The 22394-nt window shown below is 62.9% G+C and carries 22 protein-coding genes and 1 tRNA gene; 11 read left to right on the forward strand and 12 right to left on the reverse strand.

The window, feature by feature from the left end:
* Positions 1–122 precede the first annotated feature (122 nt).
* From EOD29_RS05770 to EOD29_RS05780, 3 genes are all read left to right on the forward strand, one after another.
* Positions 123–1097 (forward strand): adenosine deaminase, encoded by a 975-nt coding sequence (locus EOD29_RS05770; RefSeq protein WP_127246108.1) that lies wholly within the window; start codon positions 123–125, stop codon positions 1095–1097.
* 107 nt (positions 1098–1204) lie between these two features.
* Positions 1205–1834, forward strand: a complete 630-nt coding sequence (gene upp, locus EOD29_RS05775; RefSeq protein ID WP_127246109.1) for a uracil phosphoribosyltransferase — start codon at positions 1205–1207, stop codon at positions 1832–1834.
* 105 nt (positions 1835–1939) lie between these two features.
* Positions 1940–2506: a TIGR02281 family clan AA aspartic protease gene (locus tag EOD29_RS05780; protein WP_127246110.1), complete on the forward strand. Its 567-nt coding sequence runs from the start codon at positions 1940–1942 to the stop codon at positions 2504–2506.
* An 8-nt stretch (positions 2507–2514) separates the two neighbouring features.
* Here EOD29_RS05780 and deoA read toward each other — a convergent pair whose 3' ends face one another.
* From deoA to EOD29_RS05810, 6 genes are read right to left on the reverse strand one after another with little or no spacing between them, the layout of a single operon-like run.
* Positions 2515–3831 (reverse strand): thymidine phosphorylase, encoded by a 1317-nt coding sequence (gene deoA, locus EOD29_RS05785; protein WP_127246111.1) that lies wholly within the window; start codon positions 3829–3831, stop codon positions 2515–2517.
* Complete coding sequence (locus EOD29_RS05790; RefSeq protein WP_067325758.1) at positions 3831–4637, reverse strand: purine-nucleoside phosphorylase; 807 nt, start codon at positions 4635–4637, stop codon at positions 3831–3833. The genes deoA and EOD29_RS05790 overlap by 1 nt, the downstream gene beginning before the upstream one ends.
* A complete protein-coding gene (gene cdd / locus EOD29_RS05795; protein WP_127246161.1) occupies positions 4634–5026 on the reverse strand; it encodes a cytidine deaminase in 393 nt (130 codons plus the stop codon). Before cdd ends, EOD29_RS05790 begins: the two co-directional genes overlap by 4 nt.
* 58 nt (positions 5027–5084) lie before the next feature.
* Entirely contained in the window at positions 5085–6056 is a 972-nt protein-coding gene (locus EOD29_RS05800; RefSeq protein ID WP_095778796.1) for an ABC transporter permease, read from the reverse strand.
* A 1-nt stretch (position 6057) separates the two neighbouring features.
* Complete coding sequence (locus EOD29_RS05805; protein WP_095781077.1) at positions 6058–7197, reverse strand: ABC transporter permease; 1140 nt, start codon at positions 7195–7197, stop codon at positions 6058–6060.
* A complete protein-coding gene (locus EOD29_RS05810) occupies positions 7194–8726 on the reverse strand; it encodes an ABC transporter ATP-binding protein (protein ID WP_067325742.1) in 1533 nt (510 codons plus the stop codon). Before EOD29_RS05810 ends, EOD29_RS05805 begins: the two co-directional genes overlap by 4 nt.
* Before the next feature lie 162 nt (positions 8727–8888).
* Here EOD29_RS05810 and EOD29_RS05815 point away from each other — a divergent pair, with 162 nt between their 5' ends.
* Positions 8889–9098 (forward strand): SlyX family protein, encoded by a 210-nt coding sequence (locus EOD29_RS05815; RefSeq protein WP_067002641.1) that lies wholly within the window; start codon positions 8889–8891, stop codon positions 9096–9098.
* 38 nt (positions 9099–9136) lie between these two features.
* Positions 9137–9544: a hypothetical protein gene (locus EOD29_RS05820; protein WP_095800519.1), complete on the forward strand. Its 408-nt coding sequence runs from the start codon at positions 9137–9139 to the stop codon at positions 9542–9544.
* Here the strand turns inward: EOD29_RS05820 and EOD29_RS05825 are convergent.
* From EOD29_RS05825 to EOD29_RS05840, 4 genes are all read right to left on the reverse strand, one after another.
* Entirely contained in the window at positions 9539–9994 is a 456-nt protein-coding gene (locus tag EOD29_RS05825) for a GNAT family N-acetyltransferase (protein WP_127246112.1), read from the reverse strand. The genes EOD29_RS05820 and EOD29_RS05825 overlap by 6 nt on opposite strands.
* Before the next feature lie 70 nt (positions 9995–10064).
* Positions 10065–11054, reverse strand: a complete 990-nt coding sequence (locus EOD29_RS05830) for a BMP family ABC transporter substrate-binding protein (RefSeq protein ID WP_067002774.1) — start codon at positions 11052–11054, stop codon at positions 10065–10067.
* Between the two features lie 196 nt (positions 11055–11250).
* Entirely contained in the window at positions 11251–11571 is a 321-nt protein-coding gene (locus EOD29_RS05835) for a hypothetical protein (protein ID WP_127246113.1), read from the reverse strand.
* A gap of 91 nt (positions 11572–11662) precedes the next feature.
* Positions 11663–12364: a hypothetical protein gene (locus EOD29_RS05840; RefSeq protein ID WP_127246114.1), complete on the reverse strand. Its 702-nt coding sequence runs from the start codon at positions 12362–12364 to the stop codon at positions 11663–11665.
* A 401-nt stretch (positions 12365–12765) separates the two neighbouring features.
* Here EOD29_RS05840 and EOD29_RS05845 point away from each other — a divergent pair.
* Positions 12766–12855 (forward strand) — tRNA-Ser (locus EOD29_RS05845).
* Positions 12856–12999: 144 nt separating this feature from the next.
* Here the strand turns inward: EOD29_RS05845 and EOD29_RS05850 are convergent.
* Complete coding sequence (locus tag EOD29_RS05850) at positions 13000–13860, reverse strand: DUF1194 domain-containing protein (protein WP_127246115.1); 861 nt, start codon at positions 13858–13860, stop codon at positions 13000–13002.
* 142 nt (positions 13861–14002) lie between these two features.
* Between EOD29_RS05850 and EOD29_RS05855 the strand changes: the two genes are divergently transcribed.
* Complete coding sequence (locus EOD29_RS05855; RefSeq protein WP_127246116.1) at positions 14003–18841, forward strand: winged helix-turn-helix domain-containing protein; 4839 nt, start codon at positions 14003–14005, stop codon at positions 18839–18841.
* 372 nt (positions 18842–19213) lie between these two features.
* On the opposite strand, the gene EOD29_RS35820 is transcribed toward EOD29_RS05855, so the two are convergent.
* Positions 19214–19381, reverse strand: a complete 168-nt coding sequence (locus EOD29_RS35820; protein ID WP_164746634.1) for a hypothetical protein — start codon at positions 19379–19381, stop codon at positions 19214–19216.
* Between the two features lie 143 nt (positions 19382–19524).
* Here EOD29_RS35820 and EOD29_RS05860 point away from each other — a divergent pair, with 143 nt between their 5' ends.
* The 4 genes from EOD29_RS05860 to EOD29_RS05875 all read left to right on the forward strand — a co-directional run.
* Positions 19525–20004: an MgtC/SapB family protein gene (locus tag EOD29_RS05860; protein WP_095800651.1), complete on the forward strand. Its 480-nt coding sequence runs from the start codon at positions 19525–19527 to the stop codon at positions 20002–20004.
* A 97-nt stretch (positions 20005–20101) separates the two neighbouring features.
* The gene (locus tag EOD29_RS05865) at positions 20102–20458 is read left to right on the forward strand and encodes a hypothetical protein (RefSeq protein ID WP_127246117.1); all 357 of its coding nucleotides are present in this window, start codon (positions 20102–20104) and stop codon (positions 20456–20458) included.
* A gap of 642 nt (positions 20459–21100) precedes the next feature.
* Positions 21101–22024: an NAD(P)/FAD-dependent oxidoreductase gene (locus EOD29_RS05870; RefSeq protein WP_245322269.1), complete on the forward strand. Its 924-nt coding sequence runs from the start codon at positions 21101–21103 to the stop codon at positions 22022–22024.
* Positions 22025–22105: 81 nt separating this feature from the next.
* Positions 22106–22394: transposase (locus tag EOD29_RS05875; protein ID WP_164763693.1), on the forward strand; the 289-nt coding region annotated here is incomplete at its 3' end.

Below are 22394 nucleotides of genomic sequence, written 5' to 3' on the forward strand. Positions count from 1 at the left end.
GGGCGCTATTGTCCAAGGCGCGGTTTTCGGCCGCGCTTTCAGAACGGGTCGGGGAAGAGTTTGCCACGATTTTCCACCGGGAATCGGCGCCACGACAGAAGAATACCGCACGGGATGGCCGCATGATCTTGAAAGCCGAATTGCACTGCCACATCGAAGGGGCAGCGGCGCCCGACCTCGTCGTCAGCCAGGCCCGCAAATACGGCAAGGACCCTTCGCCCTACATCCAGAACGACTCTTTCGACTGGCACGATTTCACGTCTTTCCTCGCCGCCTATGATTTTGCTTCCGACCTGTTCCGCACCGAGGAGGATTACGCCCGTCTAACCGATCATTATCTCACCAGCCTCGCCCGCGACGGCGCCATCTATTCCGAGGTCTTCACCTCGCCGGATCACGCGAAAAGGGCCGGGCTTTCGCCCAAGGCCTATACGGACGCGCTGGGCGAAGGCATGGCCCGCGCCAAGGCGAGGACCGGCATCGAGGGGCGCATGATCGTCACCGGCGTACGCCACGTCGGCGTCGAGGCGATCGAGCAGGCGGCGCGCTTTGCGGCGCGCTGCGGCCATCCGCTGGTCACCGGCTTCGGCGTCGCCGGCGACGAGCGCATCGGCGATTTCGAGGACTATGTGCGGGCTTTCGAGATCGCGCGCGAGGCCGGCCTCGGCATCACCATCCACGCCGGAGAATTGATGGGCTGGGAAAGCGTGGCGGCAGCGCTCGACCATATCCGCCCATCGCGGATCGGCCATGGCGTGCGCGCCATCGAGAACCCGGACCTTGTTCGCCGCATCGCCGCCGAGGGCGTGGTGCTGGAATGCTGCCCCGGCTCCAACATCGCGCTCAAGGTGTTCGATAGTTTCGCCACGCATCCTTTTCCGGCGTTGCGCGCGGCCGGCTGCAAGGTGACGCTCAATTCCGACGACCCGCCCTATTTCTGGACCTCGCTGAAGCGCGAATACGACATCGCCGCCGAGCATTTCGCGATGGACGACAAGGCGCTTACCGCCGTCACCAGGACGGCCATCGAGGCGGCCTTCGTCGACCGGAAGACCAAGGCGATGCTGATGAGCCGGCTCGACCCCAAAGGCCGGTGAATGGTTCGCGGGCCCTTCGGCCTGTCAACCGCAATCATCGGCCCATCAGGACTCGCAAACCGGCTCACTATTCACTATTCACTACTCACCATTCACTGGAGAAGACCATGCAGGGCGTCACCGTCGTCGACCACCCCCTTGTCCAGCACAAGTTGACCATCATGCGCAAGAAGGAGACCTCGACGGCAGGCTTCCGGCGGCTGCTGCGCGAAATCTCCCTGCTTCTCGGCTACGAGGTGACCCGCAACCTCGAACTGACGACCACCACGATCGAGACCCCGATCGAGGAGATGGAAGCGCCGACGCTGGAGGGCAAGAAGCTGGTTTTCGCCTCCGTGCTGCGGGCCGGCAATGGCCTGCTCGAAGGCCTGCTCGATCTGGTGCCGGCGGCGCGCGTCGCCCATATAGGCCTTTACCGCGACCATGAGACGCTCGACGCGATCGAATATTTCTTCAAGGCGCCGAGCGACCTTGCCGACCGTCTGGTGATCGTGGTCGATCCGATGCTTGCGACCGCCAATTCCGCGATCGCGGCGATCGACAAGCTGAAGGGGCGCGGCGCAACCAACATCCGCTTTCTCTGCCTGCTTGCGGCGCCCGAAGGCATCGAGCGCTTCACCAAGGCGCATCCCGATGTCCCGATCTTCACCGCCTCGATCGACCGCCAGTTGAACGACAAGGGTTACATCATGCCTGGCCTCGGCGACGCCGGCGACCGCATGTACGGAACCAAGTGAGATCTTTTCTTAACCGGTCGTTTACGAAACGCCGTGGTTCCGGCGCGCGTTAAAGCCGAAAACACCATGTCGGCTTAAGGATCGAACCTTCACGAAGGTCGATCCATGCTGCGCAAGCTTCTTCTCCTTGGCGTCTTTGTCGGAAGCTCGGCATCGATTCCGATCGTCTATCAGTCGAACCCGCAGATGGTGGAAACCCTGCTGAGATCGGCGTTTGCTTCGAAGCCGGCGCCGCCTGAGGCTCAGCCGGACGTCAATCTCGCTTCGGTTCCAGCCAGGCCGGCGACGCCGATGCCGCTCGGCCGCCAGGTGCTGGTCAATGCCGACCAGCGCGGCCATTTCACTTCCGCCTTCAAGTTCAACGGCCGTCAGATAGACGGCATGATCGACACCGGCGCGACGCTGGTCGCGATCAACATATCGACGGCGCGCCGGATCGGCATCTCGCTCAACCAGTCGGATTTCAATCAACAGGTGAACACGGCGAACGGCGCCATCAAGGCTGCCGTGGTCACCGTCGACCGGCTGCAGATCGGCAAGATTTCCCTCGACAACGTCCAGGCGGTGGTGCTCGACGATCGAGCGCTGCAAACCAACCTGATCGGCATGAGCTTCCTGCAGCGGCTGCAGAAATACGAAGTGCAGGACGGCGCGCTGTTGCTCGTTCAATAGGCGCGATTTTACAGAGGCAGTATCCGCCTGAGCACCGTCTTTTCTGCGGTCGGCTTCGAGTGACCGACCGTATAGGCGGCGCGCACCGCGACGGCGGCAGCCTCGGCGTCGGCCTCGGTCCGCGCATGGACCAGCGCCAGCGCCTCGCCCGCATGCACCTCCGCGCCCACAGGCAGCAGCCGGGTGAGGCCGACGGAATGATCGATCTTGTCATCCGGACGGACGCGCCCGCCGCCCAGCGCAACGACGGCGAGCCCGATTTCGCGCGTCGCGATCCCGGTGACGAAGCCGTCCTCGGCCGCTTTGACCGCCGATTCCACTGCCGCCTTTGGCAGATATTTCTCCGGATTCTCGACGAAGTCGGCGGGGCCGCCGAGCGCCGTCACCATGCGTGCGAACACCGCCGCCGCGCGGCCGCCGGCAAGCGTCTCGGCCGCGCGCCTGATCCCGTCCTGGTTGGACGAGACAATTCCCGCCGATTGCAGCATCTCGGCGGCAAGCGCCAGCGTGACGTCCTCCAGCCGGCGGTCGCGGAAGCGGCCGGTGAGAAAGTCTACCGCGTTCTTCACCTCGACCGCATTGCCCGCTGCCGAGGCCAGCGGCTCGTTCATGCCGGTCACCAGTGCCGAAGCCTTCAGACCGGCGCCATTGGCGACCTCGACCAGGCTGTTCGCAAGTGCGGCCGCATCGCGCGACTTCTCCATGAAGGCGCCGTTGCCGACCTTGACGTCGAGCACAAGCGAGCCGAGCCCGGCGGCAAGCTTCTTCGACAGGATCGAAGCCGTTATCAGCGGCACCGATTCCACTGTGCCCGTCACGTCGCGGATGGCGTAGAGCCGGCGATCGGCCGGCGCCAGGTCGGCGGTCTGGCCGATGATGGCGCAGCCCGTCTCGAGCACCGTCTTGCGGAACCGCGCCAAATCCGGCTGGCTGACGTAACCGGGAATGGCATCCATCTTGTCCAGCGTGCCGCCGGTATGGCCAAGCCCGCGGCCGGAGATCATCGGCACATAAGCGCCGCAGGCCGCGACGATCGGCGCCAGCATCAGCGAGACATTGTCGCCGACGCCGCCCGTCGAATGCTTGTCAGTGACCGGTCCCGGCAAATCGGACCAGTCGAGCACGTCACCGGAATCGCGCATCGCGAGCGTCAGCGCCACTGCTTCCTCGCGACTCATGCCTTTGAGGAACACCGCCATGGCAAAGGCGCCGATCTGGCCCTCCGAGAGCGTGCCGGCCGTGATCCCCTCGATGAAGGTTGCAATCTCGGGCATCGAGAGCTTGTGGCCGTCACGCTTGCGCCGAATGATTTCCTGCGGGAGCATCAGCTTTCCGGCAAACCTTCCTCGAAGACGCGCCGCAGGATCGTCGCCAGCCGCGCGCCGCCGACCGGCGCCATGTCCTTGGTTTCCTGGTGCGAGAGTTCCGCCCCGGTCATGCCTGCCGCAAGGTTGGTGATGACCGAGCAGGCAGCGACCTTGAGGCCGAGGAAGCGGGCCAGGATCACTTCGGGCACGGTCGACATGCCGACCGCGTTGGCGCCCATGACGCGCGCCATGCGGATTTCGGCCGGCGTCTCGAAACATGGTCCGGAAAACCACATGTAGACGCCTTGGTGGAGCGCGGTGCCGGTCTCCTTCGCCGCCGTCTCGATCGCCTTGCGCAAGCCGGCATCATAGGCCTCGGTGAGGCCAACGAAGCGGCGGTCGCTCGGCTCTCCGATCAGCGGATTGGAGCCGGAGAAGTTGATGTGATCGGTAATCATCATCACCGAGCCCGGTCCCATCTCGGGATCGACCGAACCGGCGGCGTTGGTGAGGATGAGATGCGAGATGCCGATGCCGGCAAGCACCTCGAGTGCCGGGCGCATGGCGGCGGCATTGCCGTGCTCGTAATAGTGCGCGCGCCCGGAAAGCATCAGCACCGGCGTGCCGGCGAAACGCCCTGCCACCACCTCGCCGGCGTGGCCGGAGACGCCGCTGCGCGGGAAGCCCGGCAGTTCGGCATAGGGGATGCGCCTTGCGTCCTCCACCTGGTCGACCAGCCCACCGAGGCCGGAGCCCAGCACAAGCGCCGCGGTCGGGGCCAGCCCGTCCAGTTTCTCGACCAGATGATCCAGCGCTTCCTTCATTTCAGGATATCGCCCCTGAAGCCGTAAGGCAGCATATCGCCCATGGTGACCGTCTCGACCACGCCGGTGTTGTCGCAGAGATAGAGTTTCGTCTCCGGCCGGCAGAATTCCGCCAGCCGCTGCCGGCAGCCGCCGCAGGGCGAGCATTTGGCCATGCGCTCGGCGATCACCGCGATCTCGGTGATCTTGCCGCCGCCGCCCATGATGTAGTGGCCGAGCGCGGTGGTCTCGGCACACCAGCCTTCCGGATAGGACGCCACCTCGATGTTGGCGCCGGTGAAGACGCGACCGTCCTCGGTGCGCAGCGCGGCGCCTACGGGAAACTTGGAATAGGGCGCATAGGCCTTGGCCATCGCCGTCCTGGCCGCTTCGAACAGATCATGCCACATTTCCTTCTTCTCTCCCACGATCTTGTTCAAATTGCCGGTTGCCGAGACTGCCCGAGCCTCAGCGTTCCTTGACATAGGGCACGCCGCCGGCGCGCGGCGGGATCGCCTTGCCGATGAAGCCGGCGAGCAGGATGACGGTGAGCACATAGGGCAGCGCCTGCATGAACTGCACCGGCACTTTGCCCAGGATCGGCAGCGGCGAGCCCTGCAAGCGGATCGATGCCGCGTCGAGGAAGCCGAACAGCAGGCAGGCGAACATCGCGTTGACCGGCTTCCATTTGGCGAAGATCAGCGCGGCAAGCGCGATGTAGCCCTTGCCTGCGGTCATGTCCTTTACGAAGCCGCCATTCTGGACCATGGAGAGATACGCACCGGCGACGCCGGTAAGGATACCGGTGCAGATCAGCGCCCGATAGCGCAGCCAGGCGACCGAGATGCCGGCGGTGTCGACGGCGGCCGGGTTTTCGCCCACGGCGCGCATCCTGAGACCGAAGCGGGTGCGGAACAGCACCCACCAGGTGAACGGCACCATCGCGAAGGCGAAGTAGACCAGGATCGAATGGCCGGAGATCAGCTCGGCATAAACGGGCCCGAGGATCGGCACGTTGCGAACGGCTTCGGCGCCCGGCCACACGATCGCCTCGAAGCGCTCGCCCGGCTGCAGCGCCGGCGTGCGGCCGCCCTGCTCGAACCAGGCCTGGCCGAGGATGATGGTCGAGCCGGCGGCGACGAAGTTGATGGCGACGCCGGAGACGATCTGGTTGCCGCGATGCGTGATCGAGGCGAAACCATGCACCATGGCGAAGGCGACCGAGATCAGGACGGCGGTGCCGAGACCGATAAAGGCCGAATGGAAGACCGATGCCGCTGCAGCGCCGGCGAAGGCGCCGACCAGCATCTTGCCTTCGAGACCGATATCGAAGATGCCGGCCCGCTCTGAATAGAGGCCGGCAAGACAGGCAAGCAGCAGCGGCACCGACAGGCGGATGGTGGAATCCAGGACCTGGACGATCGCGTTGAAACTGTCCATCTCAGGCCCCCTTCCCCTTGACCGCCTGCATGCCGACCGATTTCGGGCTGACCGATGCGAACAGCGCCTGGATATAGGGCCTGAACATATGCTCCAGCGCGCCGGCGAAGAGGATGACCAACCCTTGAATGATGACGATCATGTCGCGGCTGATCGCCGGCATCTCGAAGGCTAGCTCGGCGCCGCCCTGGTAGAGCATGCCGAACAAGATCGCCGCCAGCACGATGCCGACCGGATGCAGCCTGCCCATCAGCGCGACCGCGATGCCGACATAGCCTGCGCCCGAGACGAAATCGATCGCCACATTGTGCTGGTCGCCCATCACGGGGTTGAGCGCCATCATGCCGGCCAACGCACCCGAGATCATCATCGCGGTGAGGATGATGCGGGTTTCCGAAATGCCGGCATAGCGCGCCGCCTTCGGACTATGGCCATAGGTGCGCATCTCGTAGCCGAGCTTGGTGCGCCAGATCAGCAGCCAGACCAGGAACGCCATCGCCAGCGCCAGCAGGAAGCAGATGTTGAGCGGCGCCGAGCGGATCTTGGCGCCGAACAATTCGATCATCCAGTTGAGCTTCGGCAATTCCGCGCCGGCCAGGAAATTGCGTGTCTGCGGCGCCTGCGATCCGACCGGCTTCAGCGGACCGACCAGCAGATAGACCATCACCGAGGCAGCGATGAAGTTGAACATGATGGTGGTGATGACGATGTGCGAGCCACGCTTGGCCTGCAGATAGGCCGGGATGAAACCCCAGAGCGCGCCGAACGCCGCCGCGGCGACGATCGCCATCGGAAATATCAGCCACCAGGGCAGGACGCTGTCGAAGCTCAGGCAGACGAGCGCGATGCCGAGGCCGCCGATATAGGCCTGGCCTTCGGTGCCGATGTTGAACAGGCTGCAATGCGCCGCCACCGCCACCGACAGCCCGGTGAAGATGAAGGTCGTGGCATAGAACAAGGTGAAGGCGATGCCTGTGCCCTTGCCGAAAGCGCCTTCGACCAGGATGACGGCGGCGCGGAACGGATTTTCGCCGACCAGCATGACGACGAAGCCCGCGACGATGAAAGCAACCGACAGGTTGATCAAAGGGATCAACCCATAATCGGCCCAGGCCGGGAGCTTGGCGTAAGGCGTGCTCATTCGGCGGCCTCCTGGTGCTCGACACCGGCCATCAAGAGGCCAAGCTCGCCTTCCGTCGCTTCCGGTCCGCGTTCGCCGACGATGCGGCCGGCGAACATCACCAGGATGCGGTCGGACAGCGAGCGGATCTCGTCGAGCTCGACCGACACGACCAGCACCGCCTTGCCCTGATCGCGCATGGCGATCAGCCGCTTGTGGATGAATTCGATGGCGCCGACGTCGACGCCGCGCGTCGGCTGGCCGACGATCAGCACGCCGGGATCCTGCTCCATCTCCCTGGCCAGCACGATCTTCTGCTGGTTGCCGCCGGAGAAATTTGCGGTCTTCAGCCGCGGATTGCCGGGACGGATGTCGTATTTCTCGATCTTGTTCTTCGCGTCGGCCATGATGGCATCGACGTTGAGGAACGGTCCCTTGAGATAGCGCTCGTCGTCATGATAGCCGAGGATCGAGTTCTCGTTCTCCTCGAAGGCGAGCACCAGCCCGACATGGTGGCGGTCTTCCGGCACATGGGCGAGACCGCGGTCGCGCAATTCGCCGGGATCGGCCTTGCCGGTCAGGTCGATTGGCTTGCCGTCGAGCATGACCTCGCCCGAGACGGCGTGCCGGATGCCGGAGATCGCCTCAAGCAGCTCCGACTGGCCGTTGCCGGCCACGCCGGCGATGCCGACGATCTCGCCGCCGCGCACGTCGAAGGAGACGTCGTCGACCATGGTGACGCCGCGTGAATCCTTGACCGTCAGGTTCTTGACCGAGAGTTTTGTCGCACCGGCCTCCGACTGGCCTTTCTCCACCCGCAACAGCACGCGCCGGCCGACCATCAGTTCGGCCAACTCGCCGACCGTCGTTTCCCTGGTCACCCTGGTCGCCACCATGGTCCCCTGGCGCATGACCGAGACCGTGTCGGTAACGGCCATGATCTCGCGCAGCTTGTGGGTGATCAGCACCACCGTTTTTCCCTGTTCCTTCAGCTGCTTGAGGATGCGGAACAGATGGTCGGCCTCGGCTGGCGTCAGAACCCCTGTCGGCTCGTCGAGGATCAGGATCTCGGCGCCGCGATAGAGCGCCTTGAGGATCTCGACGCGCTGCTGCAGGCCGACCGGCAATTCCTCGATGATGGCGTCGGGATCGACCTCGAGGCCGTATTCGCGCTCCAGCCGTTCGAGCTCGGAGCGCGCCTTGGCGATGCTGCTCTTCAACAGCGCGTCGGTCTCGGCGCCGAGGATGACGTTCTCCAGCACCGTGAAATTGTCGACCAGCATGAAATGTTGGTGCACCATGCCGATGCCGAGCGCTATCGCGTCGTTTGGGGTGTTGATCGACACCGCCTTGCCGGCGACGCGGATTTCGCCGCTGTCGGCCTGGTAGAAGCCATAGAGGATCGACATCAGCGTCGATTTGCCTGCGCCGTTCTCCCCGACAATGCCATGGATGGTGCCGCGCGTGACTTCCAGGTTGATGTCGCGGTTGGCGCGCACGGCGCCAAAACTCTTGTTGATGCCTATGAGCTCGATTGCGGCTTGCGCCATGCAGCCTGTCCCACTCGTTATTTTTTATCGCTTGGTCAAATTGCCTAGCACGACGCCCCGCCCGTGCCAATTGGCCGGAACGCCATTCACTCTCGACAAATCCCCCCGCGCTTGTCAATTTCGAAGGTGGCCGGGAGCTTCACATTCACAGAGACCGGGATGATGACGATGCCTGACGATCGGCTGACGACGCTGGAAATCCGCGCCGCCGAGCAGGAAAAGACGATCGAGGAACTGTCCGGCCAGATCGCCGAGCAGTGGACGGTGATCGAGCGCATGGAACGCAAGCTGGCCGCCCTTGCCGACCGGTTCCTGGCCCTGGAGGAGCAGGCCGCTCCCGACGTGCCGGTGACCAAGCCGCCGCACTACTGAGCCTGCAGGGGGAGCGAGCGAGTTCGAGGAGAACGGTCATGGCCGGTGAAGGAGACCGCATCGCAAGGGCCGGCGACTATGTCTTCGGCCTGATGGACGAACGGGAGCGCGCTCGCGCCGAGCGCGACCTACAGATCGATCCCGCCTTTCGCGACGCGGTGCTGCGGCTTGCCGAACGCATGCGTGCTTTGGAGCCGCAGGGAGCGTCGGCCACGGCTTCGGATGAGCGCTGGCAGCTTATCCAGCGCCGGCTTGGCGAATTGCCGCAAATGCGGTTTGCCGGGCTGGACAAGGGCGATGCGAAGCCGCAGCCGATCGTGATCAACAAGATCGAGCGCAAGCCTTATGGCGTCGGCCTGCATTCTCTTGGCGGCCGGCTCGGCCTGGCTATCGCGCTCGCCCTGGCGGCCGCCTTCGCGCTGGGCTATCTCGCCGGCACGCTATAGGGCGCACGACATCAAAAGCATCGGCTCGCCCTCCTGCTCGAAAGCTTCCGCCGCAGTCCAGCCAAGCGCTTCGTAGAACGGTCGTGCCTGCCAGGTGTAGAGATAGAGCCGGTTAACGCCGGCCGACGCGGCGTGGCCTTCTCTGGCCCTGACCAGCGCCGTGCCAACGCCCTGCCCTCGATACGCCTCGTCAACAACAAGCCCGGCGAGCCACGGCGTCAGATCATGCGCCGGGTCGATCTCGTTGCGGACGAAGAGGCAGCTTCCGATCGGCGGGCCGCCGAGGCGGGCGACGACAGCCGCCTCGAACCCGTCGCCTGCGATCAGCCGGCGAAGTCCCGCAATATCCTCTGCGAGCGTCCGGCCGGTGCCCTCAAAGAAGGCGGCCAGGCGCAGCTTGGCGATCGCCTCGACATCGCGCTCCGTCATGGCTTCGATAATCGGTTGCATGATGCTGGTCCGAAAAACAAACCGCCGGGCAAAAAGCCCGGCGGTCGAAGAAGCCTCGTTCAGTTGCCGATCAATACGGGCAGTTGTTGTCGGTGGTGTAGTCGTGCACCTGGACCTTGCCGGCGATAATGTCGGCCTTGGCCTTTTCGACGGCGGCCTTCATCTCGTCCGTCACCAGCGCCTTGTTGTTGTCGTCCATGGCGTAGTCGACACCGCCTTCCTTGAGGCCGAGATTTTCGACGCCGCCCTTGAAGGTGCCGTTCTTGCCGTCCATGAAAGCATTGTAGACGGCAACGTCGACGCGCTTCATCATCGAGGTCAGCACCTTGCCGGGCTGCAGGCCGTTCTGGTTGGAATCGACGCCGATGCCGAGCTTGCCGGCATCCGCGGCCGCCTGCAGCACGCCGACGCCGGTGCCGCCGGCCGCGGCATAGACGACGTCCGCGCCCTGATCGATCTGCGTCTTGGCGATCTCGCCGCCCTTGGCGGGGTCGTTCCAGGCGGCCGGGGTATCGCCGGTCATGTTCTGGATGACCTCGGTGGCCCCGGCAGACTTGGCGCCGCCGACATAACCACATTCAAACTTGCGGATCAGCGGGATGTCCATGCCGCCGACGAAGCCGACCTTCTTCGACTTCGACGCCATCGCAGCCAGAATGCCGACGAGGTAGGAGCCTTCGTTCTCCTTGAACACCAGCGAGCGGACATTGGGCAGGTCGACGGCATCGTCGATGATGGCGAAGTTGAGGTCGGTATATTCGGCCGCGACCTTCTTCAGCGCATCTTCCCAGGCAAAGCCGGCCATCACGATCGGGTTGCGGCCGTCCTCGGCGAAGCGGCGCAGCGCCTGCTCGCGCTGCGAAGCGTTGGAGACTTCGAATTCGACATAAGCGACGCCGGTTTCCTTCTTGAATTTCTCGGCGCCGTTATAGGCAGCCTCGTTGAAGGATTTGTCGAACTTGCCGCCGAGATCGTAGAGGATGGCCGGCTGGACATCCGCGGCGAAGGCCGGGAGAACCATTGCGGTTGCGGCCAGGAGGCCGAGAACGATACGTTTCATGTGATCCACACCCTGTCGGTTATTTTCCGTTGCACCGCACACCCTGCCCGGTTCTCCGGCAGGCATGCGACGTCAGGCAGGAAGTGTATGCCCCTCCCGCTCGCGGCCAATCTGGCACGGCCCGAAACAAAATTCACGTGGAATTTTGACCTGTTGGAAAAAGCGTGAAGGCCGACCGTTTCGGGCGGAGTCCGCGTCAGTTGGTCGGGGCGAATTCGTGGCGCCGCCGGCGGTAGCCGAGGGCGTAGAGCAGGAACGCCAATACCGCGAACACGGCGAATCCCGGCTGGCCGAGCACCCAGGCGATCATCCCGTCCCAGACCAGCGGACTGGCCTTGGCGCGCACATAGGTCTCGAACGCGGCGTGCGTGTCGGGCGATACCGCCAGCCAGCTTGCGTTGAGCGGCGTCATGACCAGCGCCGACGCCGCGACAGAGCGCGTGGTGTCGATCACCGCCATGATGACAGAAATCGACAACGCAACCATGGCCGCCAGCCGAAAGATGAAACGCAGCATCCAACGCACTCCCCGGGAACACTCCCGTCTGCCCCGCCAAACGACATAGAGCGTGCACAACCGCCACGCAATCGCGACACGTGATTTTGAGTTAGGCCCTCCGCGCCGCTTTGCGCCGGTTGACGCGCCAGATGGCGAAAATCCCGCCGCCGACGGCTCCGATGATCAGGCCGCCCAAGCCGATGAAGACAGCAAAAAACCCGCAGGCGCCCTCGAAGCAGCTCATATGGGTGGCGTCGGCGATTAGCGACCCCGCGAAAAATCCGATGCAGGCGCCGATGGCGCCGCCAAGAATGATGCCGAGCAACGCGGCGACGAGCGAGACCAGGAGCGGCGGGCGTACGGCCTCGGGATTGGCATACACCGTGTCGGCGCCGGCGCCGCGCCGCAGGAGGTAGATGCAGAGCAGGCCGATGGCGATCTCGGCCACCGTGAAGCCCAGCCCTTCGGCCGAGAAGACGAAATCGGGGACAAGAAGCGTGTAGGCCTGACGCACGACGAGCCAAAGGATGATGGCGACCTGCCCGATCGTATAGTGACGCGGGAAACGCGCCGACCGGTTGAAGGCGAGGCCGAGCAGGTAAAGCCCCCACAGAATGGTCACGACGCCACCGGTCAGCCCGCCGTAGATCAGGAAGAGCACGCTTTTCGGCAGATTGAAGTCGCCGATCAGCCGCCAGCTCGAGATCAGGCCATAGGCCGAAAGCGCCATCACGATGATCAGCCACGCCACCGGGATGAAGGAGAGCCCGCTGTCGGGCCGGCCCGCGGGCTGCTGGTTGATCGATGCCATGTCAGGACGATGCCCCTCGCAAAGCCCAAGCAGTTCCGGGAACTGCGTCGTGGTTTTCCGTCCGGAAGTGCACAAAACAAACGCCTCATGCAGTCGACAGGCGGCCAGAGCCGAAGTCAAGCGCGGGAAACTCCGCCGGCCAGCCTGTGCACAGCATTCGGCTGCATGGCAGGCCACCGGCAGCTTTCGCGCCATCCACGGCAAAAGCCACGGAATGACTTGGCATTCGCTTTAGGATCGACTAGATGAGCCCCGCGCCTGTTTTGCCTAGACGGCTAGAGGTGCCGGGAAAGGGTTGCCTGCCGGTTGAAGGCACCCCAAATTTAGGCCGAGAGGCCTTCCCGAGGGAGATGCATCTCCCCAACCCGCGCGGCGAAACCGGCCGACGCGACATGCAAGACGGAGAGGTGGCCGAGTGGTTGAAGGCGCACGCCTGGAAAGTGTGTTTACGGGAAACCGTAACGCGGGTTCGAATCCCGCCCTCTCCGCCATCAATTTTCCTAATACTATGATATTTTCAAGCTGTTAGCGAAGAGGGAAGACACCTCAAAGCCATCCGCAATTGGCTGTTAGGCAGGTGGCCGGAAAGACGTTTCGTGCGGCCCGCCCACAAGCCCTCATGCTATCGCCGATCGTTATCGCCCTGGCAGCTGACCGACCAGGTTGCAATCGGTCGTGCTGTCTGAACGCGCCGTATAGGTGGCGTAGATCACCAGATCCGTGTTCATGGCGATTTCACGCACCAGCTTTCGACGGACTGCGGTGGCGAACATGGCGGGCTCTGTGACACCGATCGCAAACGCGTCTGGTCCGCCAATGACGCAGCGCTCGAAATAGGATTGCAGGTTGGAACGGCCATACCTCGCGAACCCGTCGGCCCCGCCAATCCGGGGCAGTGCGATAGGCAGCCCGTTGATCGTCACGCCTTCCGCGAGAAGAACCTGCCGGATGGGGTCAAGGAGTGCTCCCGCATTATTGGGTCCGTCGCCGGATATATCAACAACCCTGCGCGGGCTGCGCAAGCCACTATTCGCGAACAGATCATTCGCGGCAGACAATGCGCCGGAAATCGACGTTCCGCGGCCTTCAGTCAACGACAAAGCCGCGAGCCTGTCTGCCAAAGTGAGAGCGTCCTCGCGACTTTGGACGATTGTCCACGGCACGATGACGGTTTGCTGATTTGGCCCTGCCCACTCCAGATAGAGCACTGCAATTCTTCCACGCTCTCCCGACTTGACTGCCCCCGCAATGTCCGCGTGGCGGAAAGCATCGACGTAGCCGTCGCGCTGCACTCTTTGCTCAACTTTGCTCATCGACGGCGAAACGTCCACTGCAAGGATCAATTGCAGATCGACGTCGACCAGGCCGTCCTGGGAACGGTCGGTTGAGTGAGCCTGGGGCGCCATTGCCAAGAACAGGCTCATCAGGCACACGCCTGTGAGCCGGAGCACCGGCCTTGCGCCCATACTTCGAGCAATCTGCACTTCGTCGTCCATGGTGAGCCTCTCGCTGACGCTGCGATTGTCGGTCCGAGGCGTCTCGGGGTCACGAACGGCTTCCGATCATTTGCCGAAATCGGCGCTCCCCGCCCGATGTGAATGATGATGGCAAGCGCGAAACCGTGCTAGGATCGAAACATTGGACTGCGGCTTCGTGCTTGAGGGAAACGGCTTGAGTAGCTCGCCGCCCACGATGTTCGTGCTCAACGGCGTTACCGTCGACGTGAGCAGCGAGACCTTGCGCGACAAATCCAACAGCACAATCGCACTTCGTCACCAAACCTTCGCGGTGCTTCGTCACCTTCTGGAGAACGCTGATCGCGTGGTCACCAAGGACGAGCTGATGAGGGCGGTCTGGAACGGGATCGCGGTCACCGACGACAGCCTTGTGCAATGCATTCACGAGATCCGTGCGGCGCTCAATGACGGTCGGCAGGCTGTTGTGGAGACGGTGCCTCGGCGCGGTTACAGGCTGGTCCGTCCTTCAAGCGCCGGGCCAAGAATGGCCACTATCCTGGCAGCCGAACTGGCTGCTGACGGTCGGCCGCCAGGTGAGGCTGAGCGGGGCGCTGCTGTACCAATCGGGCCGTACAGGCAGATCGTCGATCGGCTGCTGGTGCAACATGCCGGTCGCGTGTTCTCGAGCGCCGAAGAGAGCGTGGTCGCCGAATTCGCAGGCCCTGTCGAGGCCTTGCGGTGTGCGAGCGACATCCAGCATGAGGTCGACAGACGGAATTGCCAAGTTCCCAAGACAAAGCGCCTGCGCTTCCGCATCGGGCTTCACCTCGGTTATGTCGTCGACGAGGGCGACCACCTCGGGGGCGAGGCGGTCGAGGTCGCAGCCCATGTTCAATCATTGTCACGACCGGGCGGGATTTGCATCACTGAAGCGGTTCATGCCCAGGCTCGAGACCGGCTCCCGCTGGAATTCATCGAGCTTGGCGAGCAGAAGCTGAAGGACGTCGCACGTGCCCTGCGCATCTACCGCGTACCTCTCGCTTCAGAGGAACCGGTCAGGTCGCCATTTCGCGGTCTCGATGCCTTCGAATTCGAAGATGCCGATCTCTTCTTCGGCAGAGCGCGGGCGATTGCTGCCTGCACTTCAAGACTGGAGCAGCAGGCAGCAAGCGGCACTGCGTTCCTGCTAATCTACGGCATGAGCGGTTGCGGCAAGTCTTCCCTCCTGCGCGCTGGCCTGCTGCCGTCATTGATCCGGCCCGGAACCGTGGCGGGCATATCGTTGTGGCGCCGCTGCCTGATCCGCCTCTCCGAAGGACCGGATGCATTTGCTGTGCTGGCTGCGGCGCTGCTTAGCGAAGCTGCTGTGCCGGAACTGGCCTGCGAAGTAACAGCCGCGGAGCTCGCTCGGCTTTGCAGGAGCGCGCCGGATCGGGCGCTGGCGACGGTTCGACAGGCACTTGGCAAAGCCGCTGGGTCGGCCCGCTCGCAGATCAGATTGGTTGTCGCCATCGATCAGTTGGAGGAGCTGTTCACGACGGAGAAGCAGCCGGCGCGCGAGGCTCTCGTGCGGCTCATGACGCTGCTCGCCGCGAGCGGACTGGCCTGGGTGATCGCGGCGATCCGTTCGGATTTTTTTCACCGCTGCGGCGAGGTCCCGGGGTTCTCGGCGCTCAAGGATGGCCTCTCCAGCTACGAACTCCTGCCGCCGACTGGCCCGGAGATCGGTCAGATCATCCGTGAGCCGGCGGGCGTTGTCGGACTCCGCTTTGAGGAGAATGCCGAGTTGGGGCGACTCGATGACGTGCTGCAGGAGGCAGCAGCTGCCGATCCCGGATCATTGCCGCTTCTGGAGTTTGTGCTCGACGCGTTGTACCAGGCCGGCCGCCATCGCCGCGTTCTCACCTTTGCGGATTATCGCGCGCTCGGCGGGCTCGAAGGCGCAATCGCGCGCCGCGCCGATGAAGTCGTGGATTTACTGGCGCCCGAGATCCAGGAGGCCTTACCGACGGTACTGGGCGCCCTCACAACTGCAAGTCTGAGCGATGACACCGTGACGGCACGTCCAGCCCTGCTCACCGAAGTCGCAGGTACTCCCGCGCGATCGGCGCTGGTCAGAGCCCTGATCGACGCGCGGCTCCTCGTCAGCGACGAGGACGCCGCAGGGCGTGTCTTCGTGCGCGTTGCACATGAAGCACTGTTGAGGCGCTGGCCGCGCGCAAGTGACATTGTGAATGCAAACCGGAATTTTCTCGAGACGCGCGAACGCCTCAGGGCTGATGCCCACCGATGGCACCTGGAAAGCAGGAATCGAGAGCTTCTCCTTCCGTCCGGCAAACGTCTGGCGGAGGGCGAAGAACTAATGTTGTCGAGACGGGAGGAGATCGACGATTATGTCCTTGAGTACATCGAGGAGTCTTTGCGTGCCCATCGGCAGAAAGAGGAGAAGGACCGGCACGCAGCGCTAGCGCTGATCGAGGCCGCCGAACAGGCAAAACACGAGCGCCTGGAGCGCGAAGCCGAGCGCCGGAGCCTGGCGGCGGCCGCAGCAAACCGGCTTTCCCGACGTACCCGCAACGCAGCGATTGTGGCGATAATGCTCGCTCTCATCGCGGGCGCAGGCGCGCTGGTCGCCTTCAGGGCGCAGGAGGAAGCGAGGTCGCAACGCGACCAGGCGATGCGCAATCAGTTCCTTTCGCTCTCGTTCCTTTCGGAGCAGTCCACCGCGGCAGGCGGCACCGAGGCTGCGATCCTCTTGGCGCTTGAAGCACTGCCCTCAAAAGACCAATCCGAGCGGCAATATCTGTTCGAGGCGGAGGCAGCCCTCTACAAGGCTCTGCTGGCGCACCACCAGATCAAAATCTTCCGGCATGGCGCCGGCGTGACGGATACGGCATTCAATCCGAGCGGCGATCGCATCGTCACCGCATCCTACGACAAGACTGCAGCCGTCTGGGACATCTCCAGCGGTGCCGAAACTGCAGTTCTAATGGGTCATGAAGCGGCCTTGGAGAGGGCTGAATTCAGCCCGGACGGGAGCCGTATCCTGACGGCGGCGAGGGATGGCACTGCACGTCTCTGGGACGCTGTCTCGGGAGAGCAGCTCTTTATCATGCGCCCGGTAGGCAATTATCCGACGGCAATCTTCAGCCCGGATGGCACCCGGGTGCTGACGGCGGGGGAGAACAGCGATGCAACGCTCTGGGATGCTCGGACCGGAAAGAAAGTTCTAGGTGTAAAAAGCGACGCATATACGCGTGCTGTTTTCAGTTCAGACGGCCGCAGCTTCGCGACGGCAGGCAAGCATTTTGTTTCGATCTGGAATAGCGCAGACGGCGCGCTGACGCGGTCAATGCGAGTGACCTCCTGGCCCTACAGCCTGGCGTTCAGCCCGGACGGAAGCCGGATGCTGGCCGGCCCGTGGGGTTGGCATTCACACCGAGACACTTCCAGCCTTTTCGATTTGTCGAAAGGAACGGAGATCGCAAAGCTGGCCGGCAGCAAGAGCGACACGCAATTGAACGGCGTCATTTTCAGTCATGGGGGTCAGCGAATCGCCACGGTATCCATCGATGGCACTGCCCGAATTTGGGATGGAGCGTTGGGAACGCTGGATCATGTGCTAGGCCAAGAGGTTTCGGGGTTGAAGGCAGACATCGATACGGATGAACGCGATGTGGAGATGAACGGTGCTTTCACTCCGGACGACCGCTTCCTGGCGACTGCCTCGGTCAATGGGCCGATCCGCATCTGGGACGCTGAACGCGCCTCGTTGGTGACGACGATCGCCGGTCATGAATCCTTGGTCGAGCATATGGAATTCAGCCCGGTCGACAGCAACATTCTTCTCACTGCTTCACACGATGGCACTGCTCGGCTGTGGGATGTCGACGGCGCGCTGACGACTGCGCTCTCACATGAATATCGGCCGACTTTCGCGGTCTTCAGTCCCGACAACGTCCACCTGCTGACCGGCGGCGGCGACAGCGCGGCGCACCTGTGGGATGTCGTGAGCGGGCGCGAGACAATCCGGCTCGATACACATGAGATCGTTCAAAGCGCGACGTTCAGCCCAGATGGAAGGCGCGTCGCGACGGCATCTCTTGGGGGGCAGGTCCGTGTTTGGGATGTGACCACGGGACACGAGACCGCCCAGTTCCGATCACATCGCGGCCTGATCCAGATCCAGTTTGGTCGCGACGGCAAATCGCTTCTCTGCGCATCGATGAACGGCACCGCGCAGCTGTGGGACGCGGCGACCGGCACCGAGCTAGCCGCCATTAACACGAGCAGCAACCTACCGCAGGCCATTCTTAGCCCTGACGGAAATCTGATCCTCTCGGCCAGGGAAGACAATGCGGGCCACCTCTTGACGACGGGCGGAGCCGAGCTCAGGGTTCTTGTGGGGCATCAGGATCGCATCACGGCAGCGGCCTTCAGCCCGGACGGTCAACTCGTCGCCACGGGCTCACTCGACCACACGGCTCGCATTTGGTCGACCACGGACGGAGCAAACGTCAGAACGCTAGTGGGACACACCGGCGCGGTAACGGTCGTCGCCTTGAGCCCCGACGGTCAGTTGCTGCTGACCGGCTCGCGCGATGGAACCATCCGGATCTGGAGCGTCGCTGGCGGACTGGAAAGGGCCGTTCTAAGGGGCCACAGCGGCGCGGTGGACAGCGCCCAGTTCAGTCCCAACGGTTTGTATGTCGTGACCGCGTCCTCGAAGGATCGCACGGTCCGGCTCTGGGCGACGCAATCGGGACGCCAGATTGCCGTCCTCGGCAGCCACGACGAAGCAACCATTCTACTGGGCTTTACACGCGCAGCTTTCAGTTCCGACGGCACCCGCGTTGCAATTGTTTCCGGCGAAAAAGATGTCCGCATCCTTCGCGTCTTCCAAACGTCCCGGGACCTCATTGACTTCGCCCGGCGCACCGTCCCTCGCGAACTCACCGCTTGCGAGCGGCGAAGCTTCTTCCTTCCTGAAGACCCTGCAATTGGCACTTGTCCGGGCTGAGGTCGACAACGGGGTCAGAGCCCTTGTGATCAATCTGCGATGCCAGGCCGATACCGCAGCATGTTTTCGATCTTCTTCGTCCGCTGTGGAGGGTGCGTAGCAGCCATTCCGGGTCTGGGTTGGGCATTCTGATCGAATTCATAAGAAACTGGGATGGAGACGTGTCTGTACCTCAGACAGGTAGGCTTGCCGGTCGCCATCCAAGGCAACCGTGAAGCAAACAGCGCAACGAGCCGGCGCGAAAGCCAAATTTTTTCAACTATTTAGATGCGAACTCGAAAGACGCTCTCTTCGCCAGCACTCCAACGGTCGGGATGGCGGCAAGCCGCATCGTGGGCGGCTCAGATTCCGCGCTCTGGGGTGTGGATCGGCCTATGGTTCGTCCTTGTCGATCCCGATGCTCTCGCCCTCGCCATGCACCTGGTTCCGGTCCCAATCGTTGGTCTTGTCAGGCGTTTTCGCGGCAGCTTTTTGGTTTTCCCGTTCCTTGTCCTTGCGGGGCTTAGGACCGGGCAGATCGCGCGATGATTTGGGTTCCATTGAGGTGTGTCCCTGTCAGTCGAACAGAACCCAACGTGGGCTGAGCTCGAATGTTCCGGCGCTTTGCCGGCGATATGCGTTGCAGGGACATCCCGGCGTCCTGCGGAAGGAACCGGGCAGCCCACAGATACGTTCTGGCACTCATGGATGAGCTTGTTGAACGTTTCGGGCAGCAAACCTGGCTGCCATTTTCCGTAATTTCAGCCAGGCTTTTGCTGGCTGCGGTTCTTGGCTCACTCGTCGGCATGGAGCGCGAATGGCGTAACCGGCCGGCCGGGCTGAGGACGCATATCCTGATCTGTCTAGCAACCGCCTTGATCGCCATCCTGGCCATCGAAATCACCCATCTCCCCGTCTTCGATGGCCAGGAGATAGCCATTGACCCCATCCGCCTGATTGAAGCCACAACTGCCGGCGTCGCATTCCTGGCTGCGGGGCTAATATTCTTCTCCAAAGGGGAGATTCAGGGGCTGACGACCGGCGCGGGAATGTGGCTGGCCGGTGCCATTGGATTGGCAGTGGGTCTCGGGTTCTGGCAGATCGCAATTCTTGGCACAGTCTTGGCGCTGATCGTGCTAGGGCTTTTGCAGCTGGTGCAGGTTGCCCCAAAGGACGAGCAATAGTCGGAGCATTTGGAGGCAGGGCGTCCAGTCCCTGCGCTTGTCGGCGTTACAGTGTTTTGCTGAATTGCAGATTCCGATCGTCTCGGCCGGCGCACTCATGGCAGATCATGACCTGTCACCAGATCAAGTGCAGACACCCATGGTCCGGCCCGACAAGGCAGGAATCCTCCTAGCCATTTTCGGCTCTGCGCAGCAGCCGCGACAAGTGCTGCCGATGCATCGCCTGCATGTCTTCAAGCAGTTGGAGGGAGCGCAGGGCGTCATCGGTCGGCAATCCCTGATCGCTGAGGTCGGCAACCAACTCGTGCTGACGGCGAAGGTGCCGCTCGCCTTCGTGAACATGTCGCCTGGCCATTTCGATATCATCGTCGATTGCCATTTACCGGAACGTCGCTGGTGTCGTCACGTTCCTCGGGTGGGCTGTCCAAGATTGGAACTGACTGCGCGGCCATGACTTGTTATGGGAGCGGTCGTTTACCGTTGGGACGTAGCCGTCTCGGCAGCACAAAGCCCGTCGCTTACGCTCATTAGCTGCGACGGGCTTTTCAAGTCTTAGAAAATGTTAATGTCGGTCGCCGCAAGCGCGGCGCATAATGGAACTCTGCCCCGCTGCGCGGGGTAAGGGCCCGGCCTGTATGTCAAGCCCCCAACCCCGCCCGGCAGGCCGGGCTACTTTGATCCACAAAAGCGAACTTTTGCACCGTCCGGTCCGCCGCGTGGCGAGAACGGCGGCCTGCGGCACGTGAAGGCAGCCGAACATCGTCAGCGTCTGGCGAGACAACGGATCGGCGAGCAACGCGAATGCACGGCGGAACCAATAGGCAAGGGCGCGGTTGGGGCAGATGGTCGCCAATAACGAAACAACTGATCCCGCGCTTACCGGTGCACGCGGTCGAGGCCGGATTTTGCGCCCTCGTTTCTGTCTGTTCGGAAGGAAACGAGGCCATCCTCACGAGCGACATCTGTGTCGGCCTCATTCTTATGAGAACCGGGAAGCAGTCGCGCACGCCCTTGGTCTTAGTCACCAACAGACAAGTTCGTTTGCCGGGCACGAGCCGCTTGCAATAGCTCTGCATCACCTCCCGGGAGTTCTTTGGTGATCGAAGACGATAGCGTCTGTCAGTGGGAACGAATTGACTGCTTGGTTATCGGTGGCGGTCCGGCCGGCTTGGCAGCAGCGACGTATCTCGGGCGCTTTCGCCGCCGGGTCGTCGTTGTCGATTGCGGTCAAAGCCGCGCGAAGCTCATTCCGATTACCCGCAACTGTCCCGGCTTCCCCGACGGCATAGCCGGCGCCGAACTGCTGAATCGGCTGCGGCAGCAGGCTTTGCAGAGCGGAGCCGATCTTAGGCACGATATAATCCACGAGATTGGCCGCGACGGAACGGATTTTATTGCGATCGGTTCGACAGCCATTCGTTCCCGCGCGGCGCTCCTGGCTACTGGCATTGTCGATAAGCTTCCAGAGACGCCTTCGGCAGACGATATGATCAGAGCCGGCACCTTGCGCCTCTGTCCGATCTGTGACGGCTATGAGGTGATCGATAAGCGGGTCGCAGTCCTGGGCCCGGCGGAAGAGGCGGTGAAGAAGGCATTGTTCATGCGGACCTACACTCGCGACGTCACCGTACTGACGACCGATGCTTCGAGTGAAATTGATGCAGATGCCGGCCGACTGATCCACGAAGCTGGAATCCAGCTCGAGCCCTGCATCCCTCATTCGCTACGACCCTCGGGAGAGCAGGCCACCATTCAACTCTCCAACGGAACAGCATCCTCATTCGATACCGTCTATCCAGCCATGGGATGCACGATAAGGTCGCAACTTGGCCTAGATCTCGGGGCGACATGCGACGAGCTTGGAAATCTTGTCGTGGATGCGCATCAGCGCACGGTCGTGCCAGGCCTGTATGCCGCTGGCGATGTGGTCAACGAAATCAATCAGATTGCTGTCGCATTCGGCCACGCCTCGATCGCAGCCACCGACATGCATAACTATCTTGACGATACCAAGTGCTAGGTCCAATCTACATTCAGGATTCTCAACGCGGTTTGGCGTTGATTCATTGCGTTCCGAGGGTTCTGATTCGGAGCGCGACGGATGGCCAAACGGTACGAACTGACGAACGTCCAGTGGGCGCGCATCGCTGCGCTGTTGCCGGGTAAGGCGGGTGATCCGGGCCGCACCGCGGCCGACAATCGCCTGTTCGTCAACAGTGTCCTGTGGGTGCTGCGCTCCGGCGCCCACTGGCACGACCTGCCGATGCGGTACGGCAAATGGAAGAGCGTCCATACCCGCTTCTCGCGTTGGGCCTTCAAAGCTCTCATCGACGATCCCAACAATGAATATCTCATGCTCGACACCACCCTGGTTCGCGCCCACCAGCAGG

It is taken from the genome of Mesorhizobium sp. M1A.T.Ca.IN.004.03.1.1 (assembly GCF_003997555.1).
Classification (GTDB): domain Bacteria; phylum Pseudomonadota; class Alphaproteobacteria; order Rhizobiales; family Rhizobiaceae; genus Mesorhizobium.